A 9,866-nucleotide genomic window follows, 5' to 3' on the forward strand; every position below is an offset into this window, starting at 1 on the left:
AATATATACACTATAATTTAAGAGCTTATATTTATGTACATGAGTTAATCTTATATCGATTTGTATTTTCATTCAGTAGGGGGTTAATTTCATACAAGTTACTTTCCGCTCTATTTATTTTTAAAAATACCTCTTGACACCAAATCGAACTATATCGCATAATATAAAAAAATTAAACCGTAAATCGTTGAAGGGAAATAGTACATATGTCTTCTTGCGACAGAGAGTGGAATTCACCGGCTGAAAGATTCCTCGTATAGAATATATCGAACCTATCCCTGAGTCTTAAATGAAAGTTTAGGCGTTCGCCTGCGTTATAGGCGCCAAGTGGATATCTATGTATATCAATTAAGGTGGTACCGCGGAACAATGACCGTTTCGTCCTTTTTATTTTATTAAGGGCGAAGCGGTCATTTTTATTTTGCTCTTAAATAGGCTAGGGGCAGCACTAATAAGAATGGAAATCGCTGCAAGCCGAATGAATAAAAGTGTAATTTATAAAAAACTTTGATTTTAGACTTGGGGGATACAAAAGTGAAAAAACAACGAATTGTTGTAAAGATTGGTAGCAGTTCCTTGGCAGATAGTCACGGAGGCATTTCTAAAGAACAACTTTCAGATCACGTTGCCGCATTGGCTCGATTGAAAGAGGAAGGGCATGAAGTTTTGTTAATTACATCTGGGGCCGTCGCTGCAGGTTATTCAGCTTTAGGGTATCCTAGTAGACCTGTGACAATTAAAGGAAAACAGGCTGCTGCGGCTGTCGGACAAAGTTTGTTAATGCAGGCGTATACGGAGGAGTTTCGTAAATATGGCATCGTTACTGCGCAACTATTGCTGACGAGAAGTGACTTTTCTAGAAAAGAACAATATAGTAACGCTTACGCTACTTTAGGAGAGTTACTAAACCGTTCTGCTCTTCCAATCATTAATGAAAATGATTCCATCTCATTAGAAGAGCTAACGTTCGGTGATAATGATATGCTATCAGCTTTAGTAAGCGGACTTGTTTCGGCAGATATGCTTATGATTTTTACAGATGTGAACGGTCTATATGATAAAAATCCTCAGAAAAATGCGGATGCGAAAAAATATTATTTCCTCCCTGAAGTTACAGAAGAGATTGCTTCTCTTGCAGGAGATGCTGGTTCCAAAATTGGGACTGGCGGTATGAAATCAAAAATTGATGCTGCGAAGACGGCACTTTCTCTTGGGGTGAGTGTATTTATCGGAACAGGGCGTGGACAAGAGAAATTTGTAGATGTTTTGAAGGGAAAAGGTGATGGAACATATGTCGGAAATGCTCCTCAAAAAGAAATGAAGATGAACAAGCAATGGATTGCGTTGCATTCACTTGTTAGCGGCCGAATTGAAATAGACGCTGGAGCAGCTATAGCTATTATTCAGCATGGTAAAAGTCTTCTTCCTGCTGGCGTTACAAATGTTTCAGGATTTTTTAAAGTTGGCGATGTCGTAGAAGTAATGACGCAACAAGGACGCGTAGTAGGAAAAGGACAATGCACATATAGCGCAGAGGAATTAAGAGAGATAAAAGGTATGCAAAGCCAACATATTCAAGCAAGAGGCGAAAGACATAATTATGAAGTCATTCATAGAGATTATTGGGTTTCACTTTAAGAATAGTGATGTTAAAAAGGAGGAAACAAAAATGAATGAAGTGTTGGTAAAGGGAAAAAAAGCGAAAGAAATTGCTAGAGAACTTGTACTAAAATCTACAAGTCAAAAAAATGAAGCACTTGCTGCCATTGCTGAACAGTTAATAGTAGAAGCAGCTTATATTTTAGAGGAAAACAAACGGGATATAGAAGAAGGTAAGGCAAAAGGATTTTCTGATTCACTCCTTGATCGACTAATGCTAACTGAACAACGAATTGTTGATATGACAGAGGGGATTAAGCAGTTAATCGAATTATGTGATCCTGTTGGAGAATGTGTAAGTGAATGGGAACGGCCAAATGGACTATTTATTCAGGAGATGCGTGTACCACTTGGTGTTGTTGGAATGATTTATGAGGCAAGGCCAAATGTAACGGTAGATGCTGCTACAATTTGTTTAAAAACAGGAAACGCAGTTATATTACGTGGTAGTTCTTCTGCTATCCATTCTAACAAAGCTATCGTTGCTGTTATTCACGAGGCGCTCAAAGAAACAAGCTTGCCTCCAGAAAGTGTACAGCTTATAGAAGATACAACGCGTGATAGCGCAAAGCAGTTATTTACAATGAATGATTACCTAGACGTTCTTATTCCAAGAGGCGGTAAACAATTAATTGATACTGTAGTGAGAGAAGCGTCTGTTCCAGTACTTGAAACGGGTGCGGGAAATTGTCATATTTTCATTGATGAAACAGCGGATAAACAAATGGCAATTGATATTATTATAAATGCAAAAACGCAGCGGCCATCTGTATGTAATGCCATTGAAACGATTATACTTCATGAGAAGTGGGCGCAGCAATTTGGTAGCGAACTGTTTTCTACTTTGAAGGAAAAAGATGTGGAGCTACGTGGTGATCAGAAAGCATTGGCAATTGATTCTTCAATTGTACTTGCTTCAGAAGAAGACTGGGGTACAGAATTTTTATCACTCACGCTGGCAGTGAAAGTAGTTTCTTCTATAGAAGAAGCGATTCATCACATAAATAAGTATGGTTCTATGCATTCCGAAGCGATTATTTCAGAAAACGAGGAAAACGTCAGCAAATTCTTCACAGCTGTAGATGCGGCTGCACTGTATCATAATGCATCAACTCGATTTACTGATGGATCTGAATTCGGATTCGGCGCTGAAATTGGCATCAGTACACAAAAGTTACACGTAAGGGGACCAATGGGACTACCTGCATTAACTTCTACTAAATACGTGATTCGTGGAAATGGACAAATTCGAAAATAATAATAAAAGACACTCAATTCGTTTGAGTGTCTTTTATTTTAAAGAGTTTTTACCATACAAATAGCCCAACAAGCATAGCGCTTAATAAGGAAACAGCCATTCCGCTAACAAGAAGCTTCCACACATTTTTACCGATTATGGCTGATTTCTCTCCGCCAAATAATGAATTGTAAGTTCCGTAAATCATACCTACTGTACTAAAGTTAGCAAAAGAAGCTAGAAATGTAGTTGCAACTGCAATCGTATGTGGTTGTAACGACTTTAAATTCGATTTTAAATCCATCATTGCAACGAATTCATTCGTCGTTATTTTAATTCCCATTAATTCAGCTACATACATAGCATCGCTGCCCGATAAACCGAGTAAAAAAGCAAAGGGACTAAAGATAATAGAGAAGATTTTTTGAATTGTTAAACCTGTTACGAAAAAACTTAAAATCCCGTTTAAACATGCAGTTAATGCTACGTAACCAATTACCATAGCCAAAATAACGATAACCATATTCATACCGACTAACATACTGTTTGAAATAGTAGAAAAGAAATCTTTTTTTTCATGTTTTGAAGGTGTATATACGACATCTTCTTCTTTCGTAACTTCCACAGGATTTAATACATTGGCTAAAATTAAGGCGTTAATACAGTTTAAAGGGATTGCACTGAAAATATATGTAGCTGGTACCATTGATAAATATGCGCCAAGAATGGATCCACTGACACTACTCATACTCATAATTCCAAAAGTTAATAAGCGATTTTCTTTTAAAACAGATAATTGATCACGAACAACTGCAAGTGCTTCAGTGTTCCCTAAAAACATCATTTGAATCGAAAAGAAACTTTCTAACTTTGGTAAACGAGAAATCTTTGAAATAACTGCACCTACTTTGTCAATAATCCAAGTTAAGATTCCAAAGTAAGAAAGAATATCAAAGAACGTGATAACGAAAATGATAGGAAGTAATGCGCTAAAGAAGAAATCAACGGTTTGGTTTTCCATAGCAGAAGGAAATGCAAATCGAATCCCTTCATTCGCACATGCTAGTAGCCAACTGAAAAATGACGCAATTTTATTAATGATAATACTGCCGAGCTTCGTGCCTAACATAAACCACGTAATAAAGAGCTCCAATATGATTAGAATTACGATTGGTCTCCATTTTATTTGTTTTTTATTAGGCGAACAGAGGAAAACGATTAATATAACAACGAAAATCCCTAACATATTTAATATGAAATACATGTCAACAACTCCTTGAAAGTTATTATTTGTATATAAAAAAGCTCCTATTCTTCTTAATTTAGAATGAATGTATTTCAACTCATATTTTATAAATTCTAAAAAAATAGAAGGGTAAATTCGATAAAAATAGAATTTAATATATAGCAAACAAGGAGGGGATAAAAATGGAGGTCTATCACATAACGAGTAGAAAGAGGGAAACTTATAACGTTCAAGTGAAATATTCGATACTTTTCGAATGCGCACTTGGCATTGCGGCAATTACTCATAAAAGGTTAATCGATACTCTTGAAAAGAGTCAAAATGAATGGGAAGAAATTAAAGAATCATTAACAGAAGAAATGAGAGAGCACTTACAGTTTGTAGAAGAACATAATACGTGGAAAGCGTTACTTCAGTTATTGTATACAGAGGATTTTCAGAACTTATCACAGTTTCACGCTAAAATCGATTCGCTTTCAGAAGAAGATTTGAAATATATATGTTTACCGTTTTTAAGCGAGAAGCATGAAAAGAAAAGACATTTAGCAGCAATTGGAGACGTAACTGCAATACATGAACTAGAGGAACTGACACAAGATCATCAGTTTTTCTCTACGTATATTCGTTTCATATGTGATGTTCATGTGCAAGTGCTAAAATCTCATTTGATTTCTGTTATGACAGGTTGGTATGAGAGTGTTATTCAGAAAGAGGAAGAGCAAATACTTTCTATATTACAAAGAGATTATGAAGCGAAAAATGAAATGAATAAAAAGATGAAACCAGAAGAGTTCATCGAATGGGCGACTGGCGGTGTGAATTATATGCCAGAACCAAGTGTTCATAATGTACTTCTTATCCCACAAATGACGTACAGACCATGGAATATTGAGGCCGATATTGAAGATACGAAAGTATTTCATTACCCAGTCGCAAACGAAAGTATCCATCCTGAAGATCTGTATGAACCGAATTATTTTTTAGTTCAAAAACATAAAGCTCTTGGGGATGAAGCGAGGTTACGTATTGTAAAAATGTTGTTTGAAAAAGAACGGACCTTGCAGGAAATCACGGAAAGGCTACAACTTGGTAAATCGACTGTACATCACCATTTGAAATTGTTACGTGCAGCGAAGTTAGTAGATATACATGAAGGGAAATATGTATTAAGAAAGAAAGCAGTACAGTCGCTAGCGAAAGAATTGGATGCGTTTTTAAATAGATAATATCCAACTAGAATGCACATAAAGGGAGGAATTTAATAGAAAAGTTGGTGGGCTATATGAAGAGTGTATTGAAAAATCGTTCATTCTTTTTTATGTGGATTGGTAGCGCGATTTCAGAATTGGGCGGGAGCTTCGGAACGTTATGTAATTCGATTCTTGTTTACGAATTAACAGGGTCAAAAACAGCGTTAAGTAGTATGTGGTTACTATATTTTATCCCGTCACTCATTTTGCAACTTATAAGCGCTCCATTTATTGATAAATGGAGCCGGAAGTGGATTATGATTTTTTCGCAATGGGTGCGCGCGTCTGTATTTTTATTACCTTTGGCGATGCTAGTTACAGGTAATATAGAAGTTTGGCACATTTATGTTGTTCAAATTGTAGTGGGACTTATTACACCGCTTTATACACCTGCAAGTCAATCAATTACACCGAGTATTGTAAGCAAAGAACAACTTCAAGACGCAAATGCATATATTGATGGAATGACTCGTCTTATGATGTTTCTTGCGCCTGTATTAGGCGGAGGAGTCATTCATTTAATTGGAACAGAACTTACATTATCTTTCGTATGTATGTGTCTATTTGTTAGTGGCGCTTTCTTACTTTATATAAAAGAAAAGAGAACTACAACAGATATAAGAAAAACGTGGCTAGAACAATTTATTCATGGTTTTACATACTTTTTCACAAAACCAGTTATCGTTTGGCTCGGTCTATTTCTTACTTTCGTGCAATTTGGAGTTGGGGTAACGATGGTTACAAATCTTCCTTATATAAAAGACGAGTTGTCCGCAGGCTATGCGGAGTTTGGTTATTTTATGGCCGGTTTCCCGCTTGGTTATGTAGTTGGATCTATACTAGTTGGCAAAGTAACATATAAAAGCCGGCGTATGCTTATGCTTGGAGGATTGTTTTTAGGAGGACTCACCTACATTTCTCTAGGATTCAATCATAGTATAGTAATTGCGGTGTTAATTGAAGTAGTTGCCGGTATTTGCATTGCCTTTTTTAATGTTCATAACACAACAATATGCCAACAAACAGTACCAAACAATATGATAGGGCAAGTATTTTCAGTGCGATTATTTTTCATACGATCCGCTATGCCGTTAGGGGTGTTATTAGGAGGCATACTGAGTGAAATGTGGGGAGTGAGAGCACTATACTTGATCATCGGTGCGATTATATGTGTTACTTCTTTAATAGGAATATTACTTCCGTATTTCAAATTTTTAGATCAAGTGATAGAAGAGAAATCAGCCTAATTCAAAAAATTAAAACTTTATAATTGAAAATAATTATCATAATCAACTATAATAGAAGAATACTAGTATTCGTATTACAAAGAGGGAGTGGATTATATGTTTATTGAAACGAAGACATTTACAGTAAAAGAAGGTACATCAAATATAGTTGTAGAACGTTTCACTGGAGAAGGAATTATTGAAAAATTTGAAGGCTTTATCGATTTAAGTGTTCTTGTGAAAAAAGTAAGACGCGGCGACGAAGAAGTAGTCGTTATGATTCGCTGGGAATCGGAAGAGGCTTGGAAAAACTGGGAAACTAGTGAAGAACACTTAGCTGGACATAGAGCAAGCCGTGGTAAACCAAAACCAGATCATATTATTAATGTGGATCATGCGGTTTATTATGTGAAATCATCCAAAGCGGCTTATCAGCAGTCGTAATATATATGTAAAGGTAGAGGATATTTGTTTATTAATAAACAAATATCCTCTTTTTTTGATTTATAGTAAAATATGGATGTGATATATGTTTATTTGTTTAGTTATAAATGGAGGTAAATGAAGTGAAAAGAATATTAATAATGGCAGCTTTAGTAACGACATTATTATCAGCGTGTAGTAATAATAATGTGAAAGAAGAAGTATCTAACAATCAGGAAGAAAAACGTGAAAGCAGTGCAAAAATAGTAGAGCAGAAGTAGTATATCGTTATTGATAAGAATTATTATGAAATATTTCTAAAAGATGCTAGCTCAAATAAAGAAGATAGTGTGAAAGTAAGTTTAAGTGATTTAAATCCAACAAAATGGAAGGCACCTGTAAGAAACGGTATCCCAGATATAGGTGATTATATCTCTTTGGAAAAAGAGGAGGGCAAATACACACCTACATTAGTAAAAGATCTTGTTGGTGAAATAAAGTATGATGGTACAATTAAATATAAAATTTTAGAAGCAACTAATAAATCAGTAAAGTGGTTACCGCTAAATAAAGAGAACGATGGAGGGGGTGTTCCACCAGAGATGGTAAAAATAGTGAACTCTTCGAAAATAAAAGTTGGAGACATTGTAACCATTCAAGATAAAACAAAAAGCAGTAAAGACGCAATTGTATATGAACTGACAATTGTTGAATAAGTATGTAGAAGATTAAAGGGATAAGAGAAGTAATATATATAGGTAACGGATAACTCTATAATAATGTGTGTGGAGGTTACAAATGTTAGAAGCACAAATATTTATTAAACATAAAAAACATAAAAAATTAGTGCAAACAATAGTAGCGGAAACCTTATGTAAGGAAAAGGTAAATGGATTCATGCTTATCGGATCTGTCGCAAGAGGTGACGCATATCCTGATTCGGATTTAGATTTTTATATTCTTTTAGAAGAAGGACAAAAGAAGAAATTTCATTCTGAAACGAGAGAAGATATTTTAGTTGAATATAAGGGTGCAGATTTTAATCAAATTCAAGTAAACTTTAAAAACAATCCGATGGAACTATACTCATTTCTAGAAGGGAAAATTTTGTTTGATAAAAGTGGTGAGTTGAAAAAGTTAAAGGAAATAGCTACATATGAATTTGAAAACTATCGTGTTTCTAGCGAAAAAGTGAAAGGCATTTCTCATTGGTTGCATAGTTCGTTAATTAAAATTCAATCTGCTTTGAAAGTAAATGATGAGTTAAAAGCTTCATACATAGTTCAAACTTCAACTTGGACATTGTTAGAAGGGATATGGGCTGTTAATAGTAAGCCAGTACCGCCAGCCGGGTCTGTTTTAAGGTATATTCAAACGTTACCGAATAAGCCAATTCATTTAGATGAGTTACTTAATAAACTATTTTTAGGAAATACAACAGAGCGCATCCCTTCAGCAAATTTCCTGATTGAGTGGGTTTTACACAATATGACAACTAAATAATGAGGCTATTTTATATAGGTAAATTAATATTTCACGTCGAACGGTTGATGTAATTACAGTCATAAAAAACGTTCTAGGCTATGAAGAAAAGTATTAGACTATAAAGCATAGTCTTAGACGGAACGCTTGAATATCTTACCTTACATATTTAAGTGTTATGAAAATGAGTCTACATACCCTCTGATTAAAAGGAGATGAGTGAATGAAGTTAAATCATTTAAATTTATGTGTAGATGATTTATCAGAAGCGAGACATTTCTTTGAAACATTTTTTGATTTTCAATTTTTGGAGCAAAAGGGAAAGGCACTAGTAGTGATGAGTGACGAAAGTGGATTTATACTTGTGCTGAGCGATCCAAAAGCATTTAAGGGGAATAAGGAAGTTACGTATCCAGAAGCTTTTCATATTGGTTTTTTAGTGGATACTTCAAATGAAGTTGATCAAGCATATAATCGTTTAGTAGCTGGCGGTATTGAAATAGACAAGGAACCGTATGGGATGAGAGGTAGTAGTTATGGTTTTTATTTTTCAATGTTTAATGGGTTATTAATTGAAGTGTCTTGTCTTGACTATAAAGATGGTAAGAAAGCTCGATAGCAATCAATAAGAGAAATTGAATAGTGCAGTACAGTGATATAAATAGGAGGTTACCGCTATGACATCTGTATTTAAAGATATGGCGTTCCAGCTGAGAACGGAACGACTCGACCTGAATATGTGGGAGGAATCCGATGCAGTCTGGCTTAGAGAACTAATTGGTGAACGTGGAGTGGAAATGCCAACCGTTGAATCTGTTCGTAACGATCTTATTGAGAAGCGCAAGAAAGCAGCTGAAAATGGTATTTCTCTTCTCACTATTCGTAGACGAGACGAAGGCGATTTCATCGGTTACTGTGGCTTAATTATCGGTCGTTCTACGCTTGAAGAGCCGGAGATTGCATACGAGTTGTTCCGCAGTGCTCATCGCATGGGATATGCGACAGAGGCAGCATCAGCGGTGCTAGAGGCTGCGATTGCTACGGGACGCCAAAGACTTTGGTCAACTGTAGGTGCTTGGAATACTGCATCTTTCCGGGTATTAGAGAAGATAGGATTTAAGCGGCATCACAGTACGTTTGGTGAACGCGGTGAGATTGTTTGGAATGTACGCGATCTGTAGAGACCTGACCAAATTTGAAATAATAAGAAATGTAAAAGAAAGCCCATATGTTACATATGGGCTTTTCCAGAGTGTTGGGAAACCCTTTAGGGTTCCCAACACTCTGGAATATTTATGATTTTAATGAAAGAAAACCATATAAAATCATAAACATGAAAAAAA

9 protein-coding genes, 1 pseudogene and 1 other annotated feature are annotated in these 9,866 nt (G+C 35.6%); of the genes and pseudogenes, 9 read left to right on the forward strand and 1 reads right to left on the reverse strand.

Annotation, left to right across the window (positions count from 1 at the left end):
- Nucleotides 1-178 precede the first annotated feature (178 nt).
- Nucleotides 179-389: a binding site (T-box leader), on the forward strand.
- Nucleotides 390-534: 145 nt separating this feature from the next.
- Entirely contained in the window at nt 535-1,638 is a 1,104-nt protein-coding gene (gene proB, locus ACUXEY_RS20690) for a glutamate 5-kinase (protein WP_461301507.1), read from the forward strand.
- A gap of 31 nt (nt 1,639-1,669) precedes the next feature.
- Complete coding sequence (locus ACUXEY_RS20695) at nt 1,670-2,917, forward strand: glutamate-5-semialdehyde dehydrogenase (protein ID WP_461301508.1); 1,248 nt, start codon at nt 1,670-1,672, stop codon at nt 2,915-2,917.
- 49 nt (nt 2,918-2,966) lie between these two features.
- Here the strand turns inward: ACUXEY_RS20695 and ACUXEY_RS20700 are convergent, their stop codons facing one another.
- On the reverse strand, nt 2,967-4,160 hold the full coding sequence (locus ACUXEY_RS20700) for a NupC/NupG family nucleoside CNT transporter (RefSeq protein ID WP_166704660.1): 1,194 nt from the start codon (nt 4,158-4,160) through the stop codon (nt 2,967-2,969).
- 164 nt (nt 4,161-4,324) lie between these two features.
- Between ACUXEY_RS20700 and ACUXEY_RS20705 the strand changes: the two genes are divergently transcribed.
- The 7 genes and pseudogenes from ACUXEY_RS20705 to ACUXEY_RS20735 all read left to right on the forward strand — a co-directional run bounded on the left by ACUXEY_RS20705 (nt 4,325) and on the right by ACUXEY_RS20735 (nt 9,704).
- On the forward strand, nt 4,325-5,368 hold the full coding sequence (locus tag ACUXEY_RS20705) for an ArsR/SmtB family transcription factor (protein ID WP_461301509.1): 1,044 nt from the start codon (nt 4,325-4,327) through the stop codon (nt 5,366-5,368).
- 56 nt (nt 5,369-5,424) lie between these two features.
- Complete coding sequence (locus ACUXEY_RS20710) at nt 5,425-6,639, forward strand: MFS transporter (RefSeq protein ID WP_166704662.1); 1,215 nt, start codon at nt 5,425-5,427, stop codon at nt 6,637-6,639.
- Nucleotides 6,640-6,735: 96 nt separating this feature from the next.
- Nucleotides 6,736-7,062: a heme-degrading monooxygenase HmoA gene (gene hmoA, locus ACUXEY_RS20715; RefSeq protein WP_000469503.1), complete on the forward strand. Its 327-nt coding sequence runs from the start codon at nt 6,736-6,738 to the stop codon at nt 7,060-7,062.
- Between the two features lie 107 nt (nt 7,063-7,169).
- Nucleotides 7,170-7,757, forward strand: a pseudogene (locus tag ACUXEY_RS20720) (hypothetical protein).
- A gap of 82 nt (nt 7,758-7,839) precedes the next feature.
- Nucleotides 7,840-8,544, forward strand: a complete 705-nt coding sequence (locus ACUXEY_RS20725) for a nucleotidyltransferase domain-containing protein (protein WP_461301510.1) — start codon at nt 7,840-7,842, stop codon at nt 8,542-8,544.
- 202 nt (nt 8,545-8,746) lie between these two features.
- Complete coding sequence (locus tag ACUXEY_RS20730) at nt 8,747-9,142, forward strand: VOC family protein (protein ID WP_063225346.1); 396 nt, start codon at nt 8,747-8,749, stop codon at nt 9,140-9,142.
- Nucleotides 9,143-9,200: 58 nt separating this feature from the next.
- Nucleotides 9,201-9,704, forward strand: a complete 504-nt coding sequence (locus tag ACUXEY_RS20735; protein WP_048555034.1) for a GNAT family N-acetyltransferase — start codon at nt 9,201-9,203, stop codon at nt 9,702-9,704.
- Nucleotides 9,705-9,866: the final 162 nt, after the last annotated feature.

The sequence above is a fragment of the Bacillus sp. F9_6S_D1_P_5 genome, assembly GCF_054823925.1.

Coding starts and splice junctions, on each gene's coding strand:
- ACUXEY_RS20695 (WP_461301508.1), top strand. CDS start 1,670: ATGAATGAAGTGTTGGTAAAGGGAAAAAAAGCGAAAGAAATTGCTAGA.
- ACUXEY_RS20700 (WP_166704660.1), bottom strand. CDS start 4,160: ATGTATTTCATATTAAATATGTTAGGGATTTTCGTTGTTATATTAATC.
- ACUXEY_RS20705 (WP_461301509.1), top strand. CDS start 4,325: ATGGAGGTCTATCACATAACGAGTAGAAAGAGGGAAACTTATAACGTT.
- ACUXEY_RS20710 (WP_166704662.1), top strand. CDS start 5,425: ATGAAGAGTGTATTGAAAAATCGTTCATTCTTTTTTATGTGGATTGGT.
- hmoA (WP_000469503.1), top strand. CDS start 6,736: ATGTTTATTGAAACGAAGACATTTACAGTAAAAGAAGGTACATCAAAT.
- ACUXEY_RS20725 (WP_461301510.1), top strand. CDS start 7,840: ATGTTAGAAGCACAAATATTTATTAAACATAAAAAACATAAAAAATTA.
- ACUXEY_RS20730 (WP_063225346.1), top strand. CDS start 8,747: ATGAAGTTAAATCATTTAAATTTATGTGTAGATGATTTATCAGAAGCG.
- ACUXEY_RS20735 (WP_048555034.1), top strand. CDS start 9,201: ATGACATCTGTATTTAAAGATATGGCGTTCCAGCTGAGAACGGAACGA.